The 20,433-nt window shown below is 50.1% G+C and carries 15 protein-coding genes; 10 read left to right on the forward strand and 5 right to left on the reverse strand.

Annotated features, from left to right (window positions below; all coding sequences use genetic code 11):
• Positions 1 to 20: 20 nt before the first annotated feature.
• Positions 21 to 647 (reverse strand): isochorismate family cysteine hydrolase YcaC, encoded by a 627-nt coding sequence (gene ycaC / locus E1B03_RS09630; protein WP_016152433.1) that lies wholly within the window; start codon positions 645 to 647, stop codon positions 21 to 23.
• Between the two features lie 385 nt (positions 648 to 1,032).
• Between ycaC and E1B03_RS09635 the strand changes: the two genes are divergently transcribed.
• Both E1B03_RS09635 and E1B03_RS09640 read left to right on the forward strand, forming a co-directional pair.
• Positions 1,033 to 2,181 carry an MFS transporter gene (locus E1B03_RS09635; RefSeq protein WP_103768935.1) on the forward strand — a complete coding sequence of 383 codons (1,149 nt, stop codon included), beginning with the start codon at positions 1,033 to 1,035 and terminating at the stop codon, positions 2,179 to 2,181.
• 206 nt (positions 2,182 to 2,387) lie between these two features.
• Positions 2,388 to 3,809, forward strand: coding sequence for an amino acid permease (locus tag E1B03_RS09640; protein WP_103768936.1), 1,422 nt, complete (start codon positions 2,388 to 2,390; stop codon positions 3,807 to 3,809).
• 120 nt (positions 3,810 to 3,929) lie between these two features.
• Here E1B03_RS09640 and pflA read toward each other — a convergent pair whose 3' ends face one another.
• From pflA to ycaO, 4 genes are all read right to left on the reverse strand, one after another.
• On the reverse strand, positions 3,930 to 4,670 hold the full coding sequence (pflA, locus tag E1B03_RS09645) for a pyruvate formate lyase 1-activating protein (RefSeq protein WP_003035751.1): 741 nt from the start codon (positions 4,668 to 4,670) through the stop codon (positions 3,930 to 3,932).
• A 310-nt stretch (positions 4,671 to 4,980) separates the two neighbouring features.
• Complete coding sequence (gene pflB, locus E1B03_RS09650) at positions 4,981 to 7,263, reverse strand: formate C-acetyltransferase (RefSeq protein WP_103768937.1); 2,283 nt, start codon at positions 7,261 to 7,263, stop codon at positions 4,981 to 4,983.
• 59 nt (positions 7,264 to 7,322) lie between these two features.
• The gene (gene focA, locus E1B03_RS09655; protein ID WP_003831909.1) at positions 7,323 to 8,180 is read right to left on the reverse strand and encodes a formate transporter FocA; all 858 of its coding nucleotides are present in this window, start codon (positions 8,178 to 8,180) and stop codon (positions 7,323 to 7,325) included.
• A 404-nt stretch (positions 8,181 to 8,584) separates the two neighbouring features.
• Positions 8,585 to 10,345, reverse strand: coding sequence for a 30S ribosomal protein S12 methylthiotransferase accessory factor YcaO (ycaO, locus tag E1B03_RS09660; RefSeq protein ID WP_103768938.1), 1,761 nt, complete (start codon positions 10,343 to 10,345; stop codon positions 8,585 to 8,587).
• Positions 10,346 to 10,481: 136 nt separating this feature from the next.
• On the opposite strand from ycaO, the gene E1B03_RS09665 reads away from it, so the two are divergent.
• The 8 genes from E1B03_RS09665 to E1B03_RS09700 all read left to right on the forward strand — a co-directional run bounded on the left by E1B03_RS09665 (position 10,482) and on the right by E1B03_RS09700 (position 20,409).
• Entirely contained in the window at positions 10,482 to 11,174 is a 693-nt protein-coding gene (locus tag E1B03_RS09665; protein WP_103768939.1) for a DUF421 domain-containing protein, read from the forward strand.
• A gap of 212 nt (positions 11,175 to 11,386) precedes the next feature.
• Positions 11,387 to 12,475 (forward strand): 3-phosphoserine/phosphohydroxythreonine transaminase, encoded by a 1,089-nt coding sequence (serC, locus tag E1B03_RS09670; protein WP_103768940.1) that lies wholly within the window; start codon positions 11,387 to 11,389, stop codon positions 12,473 to 12,475.
• A gap of 69 nt (positions 12,476 to 12,544) precedes the next feature.
• A complete protein-coding gene (aroA, locus tag E1B03_RS09675; RefSeq protein WP_103768941.1) occupies positions 12,545 to 13,828 on the forward strand; it encodes a 3-phosphoshikimate 1-carboxyvinyltransferase in 1,284 nt (427 codons plus the stop codon).
• A gap of 138 nt (positions 13,829 to 13,966) precedes the next feature.
• A complete protein-coding gene (gene loiP, locus E1B03_RS09680) occupies positions 13,967 to 14,728 on the forward strand; it encodes a metalloprotease LoiP (protein ID WP_133086110.1) in 762 nt (253 codons plus the stop codon).
• A gap of 171 nt (positions 14,729 to 14,899) precedes the next feature.
• Positions 14,900 to 15,583 (forward strand): (d)CMP kinase, encoded by a 684-nt coding sequence (gene cmk, locus E1B03_RS09685; protein WP_103768943.1) that lies wholly within the window; start codon positions 14,900 to 14,902, stop codon positions 15,581 to 15,583.
• Between the two features lie 113 nt (positions 15,584 to 15,696).
• A complete protein-coding gene (gene rpsA, locus E1B03_RS09690; protein WP_103768944.1) occupies positions 15,697 to 17,370 on the forward strand; it encodes a 30S ribosomal protein S1 in 1,674 nt (557 codons plus the stop codon).
• 283 nt (positions 17,371 to 17,653) lie between these two features.
• The gene (gene ihfB / locus E1B03_RS09695) at positions 17,654 to 17,938 is read left to right on the forward strand and encodes an integration host factor subunit beta (protein ID WP_003035780.1); all 285 of its coding nucleotides are present in this window, start codon (positions 17,654 to 17,656) and stop codon (positions 17,936 to 17,938) included.
• A 206-nt stretch (positions 17,939 to 18,144) separates the two neighbouring features.
• Complete coding sequence (locus E1B03_RS09700) at positions 18,145 to 20,409, forward strand: ComEC family protein (RefSeq protein ID WP_103768945.1); 2,265 nt, start codon at positions 18,145 to 18,147, stop codon at positions 20,407 to 20,409.
• The last annotated feature ends 24 nt before the right edge of the window (positions 20,410 to 20,433 follow it).

The raw sequence follows: 20,433 nt of genomic DNA on the forward strand, positions 1-20,433 counted from the left end.
CCAGGGTTTTCGCCCTGGTTTTACTTCTGCTTAGTTAATGTGTCGTAGCTGGTCATCAGATTGCGATAATCCGGAATGTGATTCGAGAACAGCGTCGCCAGACCTTCGATATCGTTGCGCCAGTCGCGGTGCAGCTCACATGCGACGCCGAACCATGTCATCAGTTGAGCGCCAGCCTGCGACATTCGATCCCACGCTGAATGGCGGGTAATTTCATTGAATGTGCCTGACGCATCGGTAACAACAAAGACGTCAAAACCTTCTTCAATAGCTGAGAGCGCAGGGAAGGCGACGCAAACTTCCGTCACAACACCGGCGATAATCAGCTGCTTTTTGCCGGTCGCTTTCACGGCTTTCACGAAATCTTCGTTATCCCATGCGTTAATGTTTCCGGGGCGAGCAATATAGGGCGCATCGGGAAATTGCGCTTTCAGTTCCGGTACCAGCGGTCCGTTTGGACCTGTTTCAAAGCTGGTTGTCAGAATGGTCGGAAGTTTGAAGTATTTTGCTAAGTCACCGAGCGCAAGCACGTTGTTCTTAAATTTATCGGGATCGATATCCCGAACCAGAGAGAGCAGCCCAGCCTGATGATCAACCAGCAATACTGCCGCATTATCTTTATCAAGTCTTACGTAAGGTTTAGTCATGGTATTTCTCCTGTTCTACATCGGTGGGGGAAATTTGATGAGTTTAAGTCTACGAAAAGAACGACATCTGGATTAGATAGATAAATAAGAACTCACTGTTCTATTTTGAAGACAATGCAGCTTCGCATCCCGCATAGAGTTTAGTAAGAAATAAAAGTAAGGGGAGTCCATGAAATTTTTCGACTGAACGAAACGCGAGATTTTTGTTTTAGATCAATAAAAACAAGCAGATGTGTTTTTGTATTTTTTATCTATTCACATTAAGAATCAGTAATGCAAATCGATCGTCTGGAAAGCGCCTCAGCCCTTTGATTACGCCGATTGACAATGTTTTTGGCAGTGGCATGATGCGCATGAAATTTGAACTTCCTCACGGTTTTTATTCATGTCCACCTATACCCGTCCCGTTATGCTATTGCTATGCGGGCTGCTGCTGCTGACCCTGGCGATAGCTGTGTTAAACACGCTCGTCCCGCTTTGGCTCGCCCATGAAAATCTGCCAACATGGCAGGTAGGCGTGGTGAGCTCGTCCTACTTTACCGGTAATTTGGTAGGGACGTTGCTGACCGGGTATTTAATAAAACACCTGGGTTTTAATCGCAGCTATTACATCGCCTCGCTTATTTTTGCCGTGGGCTGTGTCGGGCTGGGGATTATGGTGGGATTCTGGAGCTGGATGACCTGGCGCTTTATCGCCGGTGTTGGCTGCGCCATGATTTGGGTGGTAGTGGAAAGTGCGCTGATGTGCAGCGGGACTTCGCGTAATCGCGGACGTTTGCTTGCCGCTTATATGATGATCTATTACGTGGGGACGTTTTTAGGCCAGTTGTTGGTCAGTAAAGTATCAACTGAATTGATGAACGTCCTGCCGTGGGTAACGGGTACAGTCCTTGCTGGCGTTTTGCCACTGCTGTTTACGCGCATTGCCAATCAGCAGGGTGATGAACAGCAGTCTACGCCTATTGTCTCTATGCTAAAGCTGCGGCAGGCGCGTCTGGGCGTAAATGGCTGCATTATTTCCGGGATTGTGTTGGGGTCTTTGTATGGCCTGATGCCTTTGTATCTCAACCATCAAGGGGTGAGTAACGCCAGCATTGGTTTCTGGATGGCGGTTCTGGTTAGCGCCGGTATTCTGGGACAATGGCCGATTGGTCGTCTGGCGGATAAGCTGGGACGCCTGCTGGTTTTACGCGTTCAGGTCTTCGTGGTGATCGTCGGAAGTATCGCCATGCTGAATCAGGCGGCGATGGCGCCCGCATTGTTTATGTTGGGGGCGGCTGGTTTCACCCTTTATCCGGTGGCGATGGCCTGGGCCTGTGAAAAGGTGGAGCACCATCAGCTGGTCGCCATGAATCAGGCATTGTTATTAAGCTATACCGTGGGTAGCCTGCTTGGTCCTTCATTTACCGCGATGCTGATGCAGAATTATTCAGATAGCTTGCTGTTTATCATGATCGCCAGCGTATCGTTTATTTATTTACTGATGCTGCTGCGTAAGACGGGCCATACGCCCAATTCTATTGCGCATATTTAACCTGATTTAACAGAATACGAACAGTTACCCATACATACTGTTTATGTATGGGTACCGACATTATTTAATCACACGCTTCAGTCCCGAAAATAAAGTGTGCAGAAGGTTATAGTTTTACATCCTGCCGTTTCCGCTCTCTCATTTTACCGCGCATAATCCCACGCCTCATTTATTGATACTCAAAAAGCTTCCACGAAGGATCGCGTATGGCTGGTGTGCAGGAAAAACAATTGCGATGGTACAACATCGCCTTAATGTCTTTTATTACCGTTTGGGGTTTTGGCAACGTCGTTAACAACTATGCTAATCAGGGATTAGTGGTTGTCTCCTCATGGATATTTATTTTCGCGCTCTATTTTATTCCCTATGCGCTGATTGTCGGTCAACTGGGTTCTACTTTTAAAGATGGGAAAGGCGGCGTCAGTACCTGGATTAAACACACAATGGGGCCTGGTCTTGCTTATCTTGCTGCCTGGACCTATTGGGTCGTGCATATTCCTTATCTGGCGCAAAAGCCGCAGGCCATTCTGATTGCGCTGGGATGGGCGCTGAAAGGCGATGGGTCACTGATAAAAGAGTACACCGTCGTGGCGTTGCAGGGGCTGACGCTGGCGCTGTTTGTCTTTTTCATGTGGGTTGCGTCCCGTGGCATGAAATCACTGAAGATTGTTGGGTCTGTAGCGGGCATCGCCATGTTCGTGATGTCCATTTTGTATGTAGTGATGGCGGTAACCGCCCCGGCGATTACCGATGTGCAAATAGCAACAACCAATATCACCTGGGAATCGTTTATCCCGCATATCGATTTTACCTATATCACCACAATATCCATGCTGGTCTTTGCCGTTGGCGGCGCGGAAAAAATTTCGCCCTACGTTAATCAGACGCGTAATCCGGGCAAAGAATTTCCGAAAGGGATGCTTGTTCTGGCTGTTATGGTGGCAGTGTGTGCGATCCTCGGGTCGCTGGCCATGGGAATGATGTTTGACTCCCGGCATATCCCTGATGACCTCATGACCAATGGTCAATATTACGCCTTCCAGAAATTGGGCGAGTATTATGGTATGGGGAATTCGTTGATGGTTATTTATGCGATCGCCAACACGCTGGGACAGATTGCGGCATTAGTATTTTCTATTGATGCGCCGCTTAAAGTTCTGTTGGGCGATGCCGATCGTAAATATATTCCAGAAAGTCTTTGTAAAACCAATGCCTCGGGAACACCGGTAAATGGATATATTCTGACGTTGGTGCTGGTGGCGATTTTGATTATGTTGCCAACGCTGGGAATTGGCGATATGAACAATCTGTACAAATGGCTGCTAAATCTCAACTCTGTCGTGATGCCATTGCGTTATTTATGGGTGTTTGTGGCGTTTATTGCCGTTATTCGGCTGGCACAGAAATATAAACCGGAATATGTCTTTATCCGCAACCGCTCGCTGGCGATGACGGTGGGGATTTGGTGCTTCGCCTTTACCGCATTCGCTTGTCTGACCGGGATCTTCCCAAAAATGGAAGCCTTTACTCCTGAGTGGACTTTCCAGCTTACCCTGAATATCGTGACGCCATTTGTGCTGGTAGGGCTGGGGCTGATTTTCCCCTTACTGGCGAGAAGAGGGTGCTAAAAATGAGAGCAGGAGATAACGTCGCTTTCTAGTGTTAAACGCTCTCCTTTGATTCAAATATTGTCGCTTAAATAACAAAACGGCTGCCATTCAGGGCAGCCGTATCGTGAAGAGTAAAACTCAATACATTACTTTATGTCCATATTGCTCGAGAATGCCTTTCACGCGCTCCATGGTCTCTTTCTTAGGCGGCTTGACGCCATCCAGTTTGTACTCTTCGCCCATTGCCACCCATTTGTGTTTGCCCAGCTCGTGGTAAGGTAGCAGCTCGATTTTTTCAACGTTGCCCATATCGCGGGTAAACTCGCCAAGGCGGTGCGCAGAGTCGTCATCGTCAGACCAGCCTGGTACAACAACGTAGCGGATCCACACTTTGATGTCTTTATTTGACAGGTAGCGAGCGAACTCCAGCGTACGATGGTTAGATACGCCGACCAGATTTTGATGGATTTCATCGTTCATCTGTTTGAGATCGAGCATGACCAGGTCGGTGACTTCCAGCAGTTCATCGATTACCGGATCGTAACGGCGAACAAAACCGTTGGTGTCCAGACAGGTATGAATGCCTTCTTTTTTACAGGCCCGGAACCAGTCACGTACGAATTCAGCTTGCAGGATAGCTTCACCGCCGGACGCCGTCACACCGCCGCCGGATGCGTTCATAAAGTGGCGATAGGTCACCACTTCTTTCATTAATTCGTCGACGGTGACTTCTTTGCCGCCGTGCGTATCCCATGTGTCACGGTTATGGCAATACAGGCAGCGCATCAGGCAGCCCTGGAAGAAGGTAATAAAACGGATGCCCGGGCCATCAACAGTGCCACAGGATTCAAAGGAGTGAATGCGACCAATAACTGACATTGCGGTGTTTCTCCAGGTGTGGCCCATCCGGGGCCAGTGTTAGTGCACAGTTATTAACTGTGTCGAGTCTGTTTTGGCAGTTATCCATACTTTTCGTCTTTCAAGCTGCATCTTTGTTAGCTTCCTTCGCTCACCCCAGTCACGTACTTCTGTACGCGCCAGAGGATTCACTCCGTTGCCGCCTCAATGCAACTCGAAATCCATCGAGTATATAAGTATAGATAGCTGACAAAGCAGGCTATTAAAAAGGCCCCACTTACGTGGAGCCTTTATTGTACGCTTTTTAAAGTACGATTTCAGTCAAAACCAATTACATGGTCTGAGTGAAGGTACGAGTAATAACGTCCTGCTGCTGTTCTTTAGTCAGGGAGTTAAAACGTACTGCGTAGCCAGAAACACGGATGGTCAGCTGCGGATATTTTTCCGGATGTTCCATCGCATCCAGCAGCATTTCACGGTTCATGACGTTCACGTTCAGGTGCTGACCACCTTCGATGGACGCTTCGTGGTGGAAGTAACCATCCATCAGACCAGCCAGGTTGGTCTTACGAACTTCGTCGTCTTTACCCAGTGCGTTCGGAACGATAGAGAAGGTATAAGAAATACCATCTTTAGCGTATGCAAACGGCAGTTTAGCAACGGAGGTCAGAGAGGCAACAGCACCTTTCTGGTCACGACCGTGCATTGGGTTAGCACCCGGTCCGAACGGCGCGCCAGCACGACGACCGTCTGGGGTGTTACCGGTTTTCTTACCATAAACCACGTTAGAGGTGATGGTCAGAACAGACTGAGTCGGGATAGCGTTACGGTAAGTAGTCAGTTTCTGAATTTTCTTCATGAAACGTTCTACCAGGTCAACCGCCATGTCATCAACACGAGAGTCGTTGTTACCAAACTGCGGGTATTCGCCTTCGATTTCGAAGTCAACAGCCAGACCGTCTTCGTCACGAATCGGTTTAACTTTCGCATATTTGATTGCAGACAGGGAGTCAGCAGCAACGGACAGACCCGCGATACCACACGCCATGGTGCGAATAACGTCACGGTCGTGCAGCGCCATCAGAGAGGCTTCGTAGCTGTACTTGTCGTGCATGTAGTGGATAACGTTCAGTGCGGTGACGTACTGTTTAGCCAGCCAGTCCATGAAGTGATCCATGCGGTCCATAACTTCGTCGAAGTTCAGAACGTCGCCTTTGATCGGTTCAGATTTAGGACCAACCTGCATTTTCAGTTTTTCATCAACGCCGCCGTTGATTGCGTACAGCATGGTTTTCGCCAGGTTTGCACGCGCACCGAAGAACTGCATTTGTTTACCAACAACCATAGGGCTTACGCAGCAAGCGATAGCGTAGTCGTCGTTGTTGAAGTCCGGACGCATCAGGTCATCGTTCTCGTACTGCAGAGAAGAGGTGTCGATGGACACTTTAGCGGCGAATTTCTTGAAATTCAGAGGCAGTTTTTCAGACCACAGAACGGTGATGTTCGGCTCCGGAGAAGGACCCATGGTGTACAGGGTGTTCAGGAAGCGGAAGCTGTTTTTGGTAACCAGAGTACGGCCATCAACGCCCATACCACCGATAGATTCAGTTGCCCAAATCGGGTCACCGGAGAACAGTTCATCATATTCAGGAGTACGCAGGAAACGAACCATACGCAGTTTCATGACCAGGTGGTCAATCATTTCCTGAGCGTCTTGCTCGGTGATTTTACCTGCTTTGATATCACGTTCGATGTAAGCATCCAGGAAGGTGGATACGCGACCGAAGGACATTGCAGCGCCGTTCTGAGATTTAACCGCGGCCAGGTAGCCGAAGTAAGTCCACTGGATAGCTTCCTGAGCGTTGGTAGCCGGGCCAGAGATATCGCAGCCATATTTAGCAGCCATTTCTTTGATCTGACCCAGTGCGCGGTGCTGTTCAGCGATTTCTTCACGCAGACGGATAGTTGCTTCCAGGTTTACGCCGTTTTCCAGATCGGACTGCAGAGAGACGAACTGAGCGTATTTGTCTTTCATCAGGTAGTCGATACCGTACAGCGCAACGCGACGGTAGTCACCGATGATACGGCCACGGCCATACGCATCCGGCAGACCAGTCAGAACACCGGATTTACGGCAGTTCAGAATGTCTTTGGTGTAAACATCGAATACGCCCTGGTTGTGGGTTTTGCGGTATTCGGTGAAGATTTTTTTCAGCATCGGGTCCAGTTCGCGATTGTACGCTTTGCAGGAACCTTCAACCATTTTGATGCCGCCAAACGGAATGATCGCACGTTTCAGCGGAGCTTCAGTCTGCAGACCAACAATTTTCTCGAGCGCTTTATTGATGTAGCCAGCGTCGTGAGAAGTGATGGTAGAAGCAACGGAGGTGTCAAAGTCAACAGGCGCGTGAGTGCGGTTTTCCTGTTTAACGCCTTCCATTACGCTGTCCCACAGCTTGGTGGTCGCGTCAGTAGCGCCAGCCAGGAAGGACTCGTCACCCTCATACGGAGTGTAGTTTTTCTGAATGAAGTCACGGACGTTTACTTCATTCTGCCAATCACCTTTGGTAAAACCTTCCCAGGCTGTGGCTAACTTTTCATTAAGCTCGGACATGTAACACCTACCTTCTTAAGTGGATTTTTTATTTACTGCGTGTAATGGGCATCATCAGATTAATGATGATCGTTACCACGCAGATAAATGACCCAGTATGTCAACCCGACCAACAAACCGCCGCCGATAATGTTACCGATCGTAACCGGAATCAGGTTATCGGTGATGAAATTCATCACGGTCAGGTGAGAAAAATTCTCCGGAGAAGACCCAACGGCGGTCCAGAATTCCGGGGTGGCGAAATCGCGTATTACAATACCCATAGGGATCATAAACATGTTTGCGATACTGTGCTCAAAACCGCTGGCAACAAACATTGCGACCGGTAATACCATGATAAACGCTTTGTCCATCAGGCTGCGGCCCGAGTAGCTCATCCATACTGCCAGGCACACCATTAGGTTAGCCAGGATGCCAAGACTTACCGCCTCAACAAAAGTATGGTGCACTTTGTGGTCGGCTGTTTGCAGGACGTTGAGACCCCACGCGCCGTTGGCGGTCATATACTCGCCGGAAAGCCACATGAGTAACACGAAGATCAGGGCGCCAATCAGGTTGCCGACATAAACGTTAAGCCAGTTTTTAGCCAACTGTCCCCAGGTAATACGACCACTGGCTTTCGCAACAACAATCAGTACGGTTGAGGTGAAGAGGTCTGCACCGCAGACAACGCAAAGAATCAGCCCCAGGGAAAAGCAGATACCACCTACTAATTTTGCCATGCCGAAAGGCATAGTTCCGGTACCGGTTGTGGCGGTGATATAGAAAACAAAGGCAATTGAAATGAATACACCGGCAGTAATTGCCAGGTAGAACGTCTTAAGCGGATGTTTCGTTGCTTTATAGACGCCTGCTTCTTCGGCAACTTTGGCCATTGCAGCAGGAAGAATAAGATCAAAAGGGTTGTCAGCTTTCACACTAACTCTCTCTTTATTAAGTCGGCGACGAGATACTAACAAAGCATTATAGATGAGAATTTGATATAGATCATATCTCGCCTGGCTTATAGGCCCGTAAGACGCATGGTTTTTATGCAATTACGGAGTAACTTGTTGATTATCCATATAAAAATAAATTTTAAAAATTATAAAGTGAGTTGAATTTTTTCTTTTTGTCTCCCATGGATCGGTTAATTAAAATGGAGTAATTGAGATAAAAAACGACACTGGCAATCTATTTTTTTTAATATCAACTACTAATATTTAACCTTGCTTTTACATTTATTTCCTGATTTGGCCCAAATAAAAAACAGGGCGCATCAAGCGCCCCGTAATATAGCCCAGACAATACCTTTAGCCTACTCAGCGCAGGCCGATTGTCACTATTTTGACCAATGTGCCGTTTTCGCACGCTGCAGTTTTTCGTAAGCTTTCAGCAGAGACTGATGCGCCGGGAAAGCCTGCAGATCGCTATCAACGGTTTGCAGCCCGTAGAACGGCGCTTCGCCACTTAATGCCGCACTTGCCGCTTCAACCGCGTCGGTGCCGTACATGCGGACAAACGCGTTCAGATATTGCAGCGGCTGACGATCTTCTTCCTGAGATAACAGCAGCAGCGTTTGCAGACAGCGGTAGTAGTTGGCACGTTCAGCGCTAAACACGGAGGCGTTGAACTCCATCGTCCATTCTGTCCAGACCAGCGCCTGCTCCAGGTCGCCACCGGCCAACGCCAGCATTACTTTTAGCTCGCCAATGCGCAGGGTGTACCACCCGTTATCCGCACCGGTCGCCAGGCCGAGCAGCTCACGTACGCGGGTGAAGTCGTCAAAGCCTTCTTCATCCAACTGTTCAATCAGGTTGAGGTAGTCTTCTTTTTCCCATTCGCTGCCCGGCAGAGAGAGAATGGTGTCACGCAGATGGGTGCCCATGGCGTTGTTGGCTAACCACAGATCTTCTGCCGGGTAAATGTCAGACATTCCCGGAACAATAATGCGGCAGGCGTAAACACTCAGATGCTCGTAGTCGGCGATATACACTTCTTTATCTTCAGCATTGAAGATAGCCATCAGGGTGGCAAACTCTTCTTCCGTAGTGCCGGAGAAATTCCAGTCAACGAACGGATAGTCGGCATCCTGCTTGAACAGATCCCAGGAGATCAGGCCGCTGGAATCAATGAAGTGGGTTTCAAGGTTAGTGTGTTCAGCCACTTCTTCATCGTCGAAGGTCGGCGGGGTGAAGACATCAAGATCTTTCAGTCCGCGGCCCTGCAACAGTTCAGTGACGGTACGCTCCAGTGCAACGCCGAAATCCGGGTGCGCGCCGAAGGAGGCAAAGCAGGTGCCGTTGGCCGGGTTGAACAGGACAACGCAAATCACCGGGTACTTACCGCCCAGCGAGCCATCATAGGCAAAAATTGGGAAACCTTCTGCTTCCAGTTTGGTGATGGACTCTACCACTGCTGGGTAGCGCGCCATCACTTCGGCAGGGATTTCCGGCAGGCTGATGCTTTCCGCAATAATGCGGTTCTTCACATGACGTTCAAAGACTTCAGACAGGCCCTGAACGCGCGCTTCGTTAGGTGTGTTACCCGCAGACATACCGTTAGAAACGTACAGATTACCGATAATATTCATCGGAATATAGACGGTCTGGTTGTCAGACTGACGGGTAAACGGCAGGCCGCAAACGCCACGCTCTTCATTACCAGACTGCAGATCGATAAGCATGCTGCCGGTCAGTTCGTTATCTGGATCGTAAAACGCACGCAGACGCGCATCCAGCAGACCTTCTGGTACGTCATCGTCCTCAGTCAGCGGGAACCATTTTTCGTTCGGGTAATGCACGAATGGGCCATTGGCGATGGTTTCGCCCAGCCAGAAATCCGCAAAGAAGTAGTTAGTTGACAGACGCTCAAAGTATTCGCCCAGCGCGGAAGCCAGCGCCGCTTTTTTTGTCGCACCTTTACCGTTGGTGAAGCACAGCGCGCATTCTTTGTCGCGAATATGTACAGACCAGACGTTAGGGACAGGATTCAACCACGAGGCTTCTTCAATTTGAAAACCGAGGTCGAGCAATTTTTGCTGGAAGCGAGCGATGGAGTCTTCCAGAGCGGCATCTTTGCCGGGGATAAATGTTTGCGTCATGAAAATCACTTTTGTCGTACGGAAAGCGCGCAATGATACGGGTTTTCAATGAATGGCGCTATCGTCGCCGGAGTCCAGGCGTAAATAAAAGCATTGACTATGCTTTCATACAGCCAACCACGTTTAGAGCGTATTAATGAAAGCTTTCGATTTACACCGTATGGCGCTTGATAAGGTGCCGATGGATTTTCTGGGAGAAGTTGCGCTACGCAGCCTCTATACCTTTATATTGGTTTTTCTGTTTTTAAAAATCACCGGACGTCGCGGCGTACGCCAGATGTCGCTTTTTGAAGTGCTGATCATCCTTACGCTGGGTTCTGCGGCGGGAGACGTGGCATTTTATGACGATGTCCCGATGATGCCGGTGCTGGTGGTCTTTATTACTCTTGCCGTGCTGTATCGGCTGGTGATGTGGCTGATGGCACATAGCGAAAAAATGGAGGACTTGCTGGAAGGTAAACCCGTTGTGATCATCGAAGACGGTGAGCTGGCATGGTCAAAGCTTAATAGCGCCAATATGACGGAATTCGAATTCTTTATGGAACTGCGTTTGAACGGCGTAGAGCAATTGGGACAGGTGAAACTGGCCATTCTGGAAACGAATGGGCAGATCAGCGTCTACTTCTTTGCTGATGAAGACGTAAAGCCGGGACTTAGTATTCTGCCTAAGCGCTGTACGCAACGCTTTAAAGTAATACCTGAGGCAGGGGACTATGCCTGTATACGTTGTAGCGAAGTAGTGCAAATGAACGCCGGAGATCATCAATTATGTCCGCGCTGTGCAAATCCAGAATGGTCGAAGGCCAGTCGGGCAAAACGGGTCACCTGACAGCGAAAATCTCGGTTTTTACCCGTCAATCCGATAGATTCTGTTGTGTGACGGATGACGCATTTTTACCCTGGCCAGTTTTACCCATTGCGGCGCGTGTCACTGAATGATAAAACCGATATCCACAGGAATAACTTATACCAATGTCTGTCACCGGATTATCGTCAATGACAGGATGTTGATTGGACAACAACACAACGTGGTGAGGGGAAATGGCTCAGGTCTTCAATTTTAGTTCAGGTCCGGCAATGTTACCGGCAGAGGTACTTAAACTGGCTCAACAGGATCTTCGCGACTGGAATGGTCTTGGCACGTCGGTGATGGAAATTAGCCACCGTGGCAAAGAGTTCATCCAGGTCGCAGAGGAAGCAGAGCGGGATTTTCGCGATCTTCTCAGCATCCCCTCCAACTATAAAGTGTTGTTCTGCCATGGCGGTGGCCGCGGACAGTTTGCGGGTATCCCGTTAAATATTCTGGGCGACAAAACCACGGCGGATTACGTCGATGCCGGTTATTGGGCCGCCAGCGCAATTAAAGAAGCGAAAAAATACTGTACGCCAAACGTTATTGACGCCAAAGTCACCGTTGACGGACTACGCGCTGTTAAGCCAATGAGCGAATGGCAGCTTTCTGACAACGCGGCATATCTGCACTATTGCCCGAATGAAACCATCGATGGCATTGCGATCGAAGAAACGCCGAATTTTGCCAGCAACGTGGTGGTCACGGCGGATCTGTCCTCTACCATTCTTTCCGCGCCGCTTGATGTGAGCCGCTATGGCGTAATTTACGCCGGTGCGCAGAAAAATATCGGTCCGGCCGGGTTGACGATTGTTATCGTACGCGAAGATTTGCTGGGTAAAGCTCATGTCTCCTGCCCGTCAATCCTCGACTACACCGTACTGAATGACAACGATTCCATGTTCAATACGCCGCCAACCTTTGCCTGGTATTTGTCTGGCCTGGTCTTTAAATGGCTGAAAGAACAGGGCGGTGTTAACGCGATGAATAAAATTAACCAGCAAAAAGCGGAACTGCTGTACGGCGTAATCGATAACAGTGATTTCTACCGTAACGACGTGGCGAAATCGAACCGCTCACGCATGAACGTACCGTTCCAACTGGCCGACAGCGCACTGGATAAACTCTTCCTGGAGGAGTCATTCGCTGCGGGTCTGCACGCGCTGAAAGGGCACCGTGTGGTCGGCGGTATGCGCGCGTCTATCTACAATGCAATGCCGCTTGAAGGCGTAAAAGCGCTGACTGACTTCATGGTCGATTTCGAGCGCCGCCGCGGTTAATCTGCTGTTTTTTTCATCCCCCACAGCCAGTCTGTGGGGTTTTTATGTCTGTTTTGAGAGTCGAGTTTCATGGAATCCCTGACGTTACAACCCATTGCGCGGGTGGATGGCACCATCAATCTGCCTGGATCCAAAAGTGTTTCTAACCGCGCTTTGCTGCTGGCCGCATTAGCAAATGGCACCACTGTCCTGACCAACCTGCTGGACAGCGATGATGTCCGCCATATGCTTAATGCTCTGAATGCGTTGGGGATCAGCTATACCCTTTCTGCCGATCGCACCCGTTGTGAGATTATCGGCAATGGCGGTGCGCTGCACGCAGAAGGCGCAGTGGAGCTGTTTCTTGGCAATGCCGGAACCGCGATGCGCCCGCTGGCCGCAGCCCTGTGTCTGGGGAGCAATGACATCGTGCTGACGGGCGAACCGCGCATGAAGGAGCGTCCGATTGGCCATCTGGTTGATGCGCTACGCCAGGGCGGAGCTAAAATTGAGTACCTGGAGCAGGAGAACTATCCGCCTTTACGTCTGCTCGGTGGCTTCACTGGAGGGCAGGTTGAGGTCGACGGTAGTGTATCCAGCCAGTTCCTGACGGCGTTGCTGATGACTGCGCCACTGGCACCACAGGATACGACGATCGCGATTAAAGGCGAACTGGTATCCAAACCTTACATTGATATCACACTGAACCTGATGAAAACGTTTGGTGTTGAAATTGAGAATCAGAACTACCAGCGCTTTGTCGTGCAGGGCCAGCAACAGTATCAGTCGCCGGGGGAGTATCTGGTTGAAGGCGATGCTTCTTCCGCTTCCTATTTCCTCGCAGCAGGTGCCATTAAAGGCGGTACGGTAAAAGTGACCGGGATTGGTCGCAACAGTATGCAGGGTGACATTCGCTTTGCTGATGTACTGGAAAAAATGGGCGCAACCATTACCTGGGGCGATGACTTTATTGCCTGTACGCACGGGGAGCTGAACGCGGTGGATATGGATATGAACCATATTCCCGATGCGGCGATGACCATTGCCACGGCTGCGCTGTTCGCTAAAGGCACCACGACCTTACGGAACATCTACAACTGGCGCGTCAAAGAGACCGACCGCCTGTACGCGATGGCGACCGAACTACGTAAAGTGGGCGCGACCGTTGAAGAGGGAGAGGATTATATTCGCATTACGCCGCCTGCGGAATTACAGTTTGCAGATATCGCGACCTATAACGATCACCGCATGGCGATGTGTTTCTCGCTGGTGGCGCTGTCTGACACGCCGGTGACCATTCTGGACCCTAAATGTACCGCTAAAACCTTCCCGGATTATTTCGAACAGTTGGCACGTATTAGTACCCCTGCCTGATCCTCACGATACGCCGGTCCCCGGACTGGCGTATTGATGTCCGTAACCGCACTGTTTTTACGCTTACAACTAATGCTAACTTGTTGATGATTTAACTTATTTATTTGTTTTTGTTATAAATATCAACGGAAGATTAGCATGAAAAATAAATCACTTTTTTTGGCGTTGGCGGTTTCCGCTACGTTGCTGGCTGGTTGTAAAAATGGCGTGAATGGCGATCTTGTTGCCAGTTCCGGTATGGCAGCTTATAAAGCTGCGACGCTTTCCGACGCTGATGTCAAAGCTCTCTCTAACAGTTCATGTAAGCAGATGGATAGCGAAAACCAGTTGGCCGGCGCGAAAAGCAAATACACCAAGCGTCTGAATAAAATTGCGAAAGCGTTGGGCAAGAACATTGATGGAACGCCGGTCAACTATAAAGTCTATATGACCAGTGATATCAACGCATGGGCAATGGCGAATGGGTGCGTACGTGTCTATTCGGGCTTGATGGATCTGATGACCGACAATGAAATCGAAGGTGTACTGGGTCATGAGCTGGGCCATGTATCTTTAGGACACTCACGGAAAGCAATGCAGACCGCATATGCCACCCTGGCTGCGCGTGATGCTATTTCTGCGAGCAGCGGCGTTGCTTCTCAGCTTTCCCAGTCTCAGTTGGGCGACTTAGCTGAAGGCGTGATTAATTCAGCGTTCTCCCGTAGTCAGGAATCAGATGCGGATGACTTTTCCTATGACTTGCTGAAAAAACGCGGTATTGACCGTCAGGGCTTAGTGACTGCGTTTGATAAGTTTGCCACGATGGACGCTGGTCATGCAAAATCGCTGACGGATTCCCATCCAGCGTCTGACGATCGTGCTCAGCATATGCGTGATCGTATCGCTGCTGATAAAAAGTAAAACAGTGTCATCTTCCGGGCTGCTTTCTCAGCAGCCCGCTATAATTGCGCAATTCTTCCTCATATCGTTACAGACTAATCGGGTTTTTACACTCTGTGTTAACGATTATTAGCGTTGGCGCGTATAATGCGCGGCGTTCACGTTAACGTATGCCCGTTTAAGGAGAAAAAGATGACGGCAATTGCCCCGGTTATTACCATTGATGGCCCAAGCGGTGCAGGTAAAGGCACCTTGTGCAAGGCAATGGCGGAAGCATTGCAGTGGCATCTGTTAGATTCAGGCGCGATCTACCGCGTACTGGCGCTCGCAGCGTTGCATCACCATGTTGATGTCACATCTGAAGATGCTCTGGTACCGCTTGCTTCACACCTGGATGTACGTTTTGTCTCAACGGACGGCAACCTGGAAGTCATTCTGGAAGGTGAAGATGTCAGCGGCGAAATTCGCACCCAGGAAGTGGCGAACGCCGCATCTCAGGTAGCCGCGTTTCCTCGCGTACGCGAAGCTCTGTTACGCCGTCAACGCGCGTTTCGTGAAGCGCCCGGCCTGATTGCCGACGGACGCGACATGGGGACGGTAGTGTTCCCGGATGCGCCGGTGAAAATTTTCCTGGACGCCTCCTCGCAAGAACGTGCGCATAGACGTATGCTACAGTTGCAGGAAAAGGGCTTTAGTGTTAACTTTGAACGCCTTTTGGCCGAGATCGAAGAACGCGATTATCGCGATCGTAACCGTGCTGTAGCGCCGCTGGTTCCCGCTGCTGATGCTTTAGTTTTGGATTCAACCCGATTAAGCATTGAGCAAGTGATTGAAAAAGCGTTACAATACGCGCGCCAAAAACTGGCTCTCGCTTAAATGCGACCGAATTTGCAGTACCCCCGTTGCAATGGATTGACAGCGGGTATGTTAAACAACCCCATCCGGCACGGAGCCAGGTGGACGTTAAATATGAAACCTGAAGATTAAACATGACTGAATCTTTTGCTCAACTGTTTGAAGAATCCTTAAAAGAAATCGAAACCCGTCCGGGTTCCATCGTTCGTGGTGTTGTTGTTGCTATCGACAAAGACGTAGTACTGGTTGACGCTGGTCTGAAATCTGAGTCCGCCATTCCGGCAGAGCAGTTCAAAAACGCCCAGGGCGAGCTGGAAATCCAGGTTGGTGACGAAGTTGACGTTGCTCTGGATGCAGTAGAAGACGGCTTCGGTGAAACCCTGCTGTCCCGTGAAAAAGCTAAACGTCACGAAGCTTGGATCACGCTGGAAAAAGCTTACGAAGAAGCTGAAACCGTTACTGGTGTTATCAATGGCAAAGTCAAGGGTGGCTTCACTGTTGAGCTGAATGGTATTCGCGCGTTCCTGCCAGGTTCCCTGGTAGACGTTCGTCCGGTCCGCGACACGCTGCACCTGGAAGGCAAAGAGCTTGAATTCAAAGTAATCAAGCTGGATCAGAAGCGTAACAACGTTGTTGTTTCCCGTCGTGCCGTTATCGAATCCGAAAACAGCGCAGAACGCGATCAGCTGCTGGAAAACCTGCAGGAAGGCATGGAAGTTAAAGGTATCGTTAAGAACCTCACTGACTACGGTGCATTCGTTGATCTGGGTGGCGTTGACGGCCTGCTGCACATCACCGACATGGCATGGAAACGCGTTAAGCATCCGAGCGAAATCGTAAACGTTGGCGACGAAATCACTGTTAAAGTGCTGAAGTTCGACCGCGAGCGTACTCGTGTATCTCTGGGCCTGAAACAGCTGGGCGAAGATCCATGGGTAGCTATCGCTAAGCGTTATCCGGAAGGTACCAAACTGACTGGTCGCGTGACCAACCTGACCGACTACGGCTGCTTCGTTGAAATCGAAGAAGGCGTTGAAGGCCTGGTTCACGTTTCCGAAATGGATTGGACCAACAAAAACATCCACCCGTCCAAAGTTGTTAACGTTGGCGACGTAGTGGAAGTTATGGTTCTGGATATCGACGAAGAACGTCGTCGTATCTCCCTGGGTCTGAAGCAGTGCAAAAACAACCCATGGCAGCAGTTCGCGGAAACCCACAACAAGGGCGACCGTGTTGAAGGTAAAATCAAGTCTATCACTGACTTCGGTATCTTCATCGGCCTGGACGGCGGCATCGACGGCCTGGTTCACCTGTCTGACATCTCCTGGAACGTTGCAGGCGAAGAAGCAGTTCGTGAATACAAAAAAGGCGACGAAATCGCAGCAGTTGTTCTGCAGGTTGACGCAGAGCGTGAGCGTATCTCTCTGGGCGTTAAACAGCTCGCAGAAGATCCGTTCAACAACTGGGTTGCACTGAACAAGAAAGGCGCAATCGTAAACGGTAAAGTCACTGCAGTTGACGCGAAAGGCGCAACCGTAGAACTGGCTGACGGCGTTGAAGGTTACCTGCGCGCTTCTGAAGCTTCCCGTGACCGCGTTGAAGATGCAACTCTGGTTCTGAGCGTAGGCGACGACGTTGAAGCTAAATTCACCGGCGTTGATCGTAAGAACCGTGCAATCAGCCTGTCTGTTCGTGCTAAAGACGAAGCTGATGAGAAAGATGCAATCGCAACTGTTAACAAACAGGAAGATGCTAACTTCTCTAACAACGCAATGGCTGAAGCTTTCAAAGCAGCTAAAGGCGAGTAATATCGAGTACTCTATACCCTAAATAATTCGAGTTGCAGGAAGGCGGCAAGGGAGCGAATCCCCAAGAGCTTACTTCAGTAAGTGATTGGGGTGAACGAGCGTAGCCAACGCAAATGCAGCTTGAAGTATGACGGGTATAATCCTTTGTGCTGTTAACAGCACAAAGGGTGACGAGTAGCTTGACAGATTACAGGATTCGTCCTGTAATCAATGACAAAGGGCGGCCACGGCCGCCCTTAATCAATGCAGCGGCTAATTTTGCCTTTAAGGAACCGGAGGAATCATGACCAAGTCAGAATTGATTGAAAGACTTGCAACCCAGCAACCTCATATTCCCGCTAAAGCGGTTGAAGATGCAGTGAAAGAGATGCTGGAACATATGGCCTCGACTCTTGCGCAGGGCGAGCGTATTGAAATCCGCGGTTTCGGCAGCTTCTCTTTGCATTACCGCGCACCACGCACCGGACGTAATCCGAAGACCGGCGATAAAGTGGATCTGGAAGGGAAATACGTTCCGCACTTTAAACCAGGTAAAGAACTGCGCGATCGCGCCAATATTTACGGTTAAGTTTTTAGCGAGACTTAACGCCGAGAAAAGCACCCGCATGGGTGCTTTTTTCATTTCTGCCCGCCCATCCTGGAATCCTCATCCCAGTTAATTTGCACGTTACATGCACCGCTAATTATCGGCGGAACGGACGCCGTATAACGATAAACTGGTGCCAGACAACCGTCGAAGAGTACTGCACACTCCCTGTAACAGGGAGGTGATTGATGAAAATAACAACGGTAAGTACCTGTGCATTATTCGGTATTCTCCCACTCACGCTATTACCCGTGCTGCCAGACATGTTGTGCATCAGCGTTGTATTTTGTCTGGCATGTATGCTCTGTCTTATTTCCCCCAGATATATGCGTTTCGCTGGATTAACCCTGCTGTTTTTTCTTTGGGGAGTCCTGGCGGCGAAAGATGCACTGTGGGCCGGGGATACGCTGCCTGCGAAAACCCAGCAGGCCATCGTGCGAATTACCGGAACCGATAACATGACAACGCACTACGGTCAGATAACGCATCTGCAGGGGAAGCGGGTCTTTCCCGCCATCGGAATTATTCTGTATGGGCAGTACTTACCCGGTGACGTTTGCGCCGGTCAGACATGGGCGATGACGTTGAAGGTCCGTGCCGTACACGGCCAATTAAACGAAGGGGGATTTGATAGCCAGCGTTATGCATTGGCGCAACATCAGCCGCTGACAGGAAGATTTTTGCAGGCTTCGGTTATCACGCCACAATGCAGTTTGCGCTCGCGGTATCTCTCCTCGTTGAAAATGGCGCTCGCCGATTATCCCTGGCAGCAGGTCATACTGGGCTTGGGAATGGGGGAGCGCTTGTCCGTGTCACAAGAGGTGAAAACCATTATGCGTGATACCGGTACGGCCCATTTGATGGCGATCTCCGGGCTGCATATTGCGTTTGCTGCACTACTGGCAGCAGGATTAATTCGCGCGGGACAATTTTTTATACCCGCCAGATGGATTTGCTGGCAGGTTCCGTTAATCGGCGGGATAGTCTGCGCAACATTCTATGCCTGGCTAACGGGGCTACAACCCCCGGCATTACGAACGGTTGTTGCGCTGCTGGTCTGGGGAGCGCTAAAACTCAGCGGGAGGCAGTGGAGTGGATGGTCGGTCTGGATCTGCTGTCTGGCAGCCATACTGGTGGTGGATCCTGTCGCCGTTCTTTCACAAAGTCTGTGGTTGTCTGCTTTTGCCGTTGCGGCGCTGCTGTTCTGGTATCAATGGGTCCCGATGCCGGATTGGTCGCTATCGCGCGTTGGACGTCAATTTCTGGCGCTTGCTCATTTGCAATTGGGAATTACGCTTCTGCTCCTGCCAGTGCAAATCGCGATGTTTCACGGTTTCAGCCTGACCTCATTTTTGGCGAATCTATTTGCAGTACCTCTGGTCACGTTTATTTCCGTGCCATTGATATTAGCAGGCATGATCGTGCATTTAACCGGGCTGGCGATGATTGAGTCGGGCCTGTGGTATTTAGCGGATCGCTCTCTGGCGCTGCTATTTTGGGGGCTCAGGAGCCTACCTGAAGGGTGGATCCATATTGATGCTCGCTGGCAATGGTTTGCATTTTTACCAGGGCTGATAATTATCGCATGGCGACTAAATATCTTGCGTACGCTACCGGTAGTCTGTTTCACCATACTGATGGTGTTAAGTGGACCTTTCTGGCAAACCTCACGTTCTGATATATGGCAAGTGCATATGCTGGACGTCGGACAAGGGCTGGCGATGGTGATTGCGCGTAATGGGAAGGCGCTGCTTTACGATACCGGTCTGGCCTGGCCTGAAGGTGATAGCGCGCAACAGCTGATTATTCCCTGGCTACGCTGGCACAATCTGGAGCCGGAAGGGATTATTTTAAGTCATGAGCATATGGATCACCGCGGCGGGTTGCGATCGCTGCAGCAAACATGGCCATCCCTATGGATAAGAAGTCCGTTAGGCTGGGAAGGGCATCTTCCGTGTTTTCGCGGAGAGCGTTGGCAATGGCAAGGGTTAACCTTCAGTGCGCACTGGCCTGTACGTGGAAATACAGAGCAAGGGAATAACCACTCCTGCGTGGTTAAGGTCGATGACGGGTATCAGAGTATTCTGCTGACCGGCGATATTGAGTCTCCTGCTGAACAAAAAATGCTAAGTCACTACTGGCAGCATCTGCGGTCTACAGTGATGCAGGTTCCGCATCATGGCAGCAATACCTCATCTTCACTGGCGTTGATTCAGCGGGTCGGCGGACAGGCCGCGCTAGCCTCTGCATCCCGTTACAATGCCTGGCGTCTGCCGTCCTGGAAAGTGAAGCAACGTTATCGGCAACAAAATTATCAATGGCTGGATACACCACATCAGGGGCAGATTACGCTGGATTTTTATCAAAAAAACTGGCGAGTACACAGCTTGCGGGATCAGATTTTACCTCGTTGGTATCATCAGTGGTTTGGCGTGCCGGAGGATAACGGGTAGAATATGCGGCTATTCTAACAAATG

The organism is Citrobacter arsenatis, from assembly GCF_004353845.1.
GTDB lineage: Bacteria > Pseudomonadota > Gammaproteobacteria > Enterobacterales > Enterobacteriaceae > Citrobacter > Citrobacter arsenatis.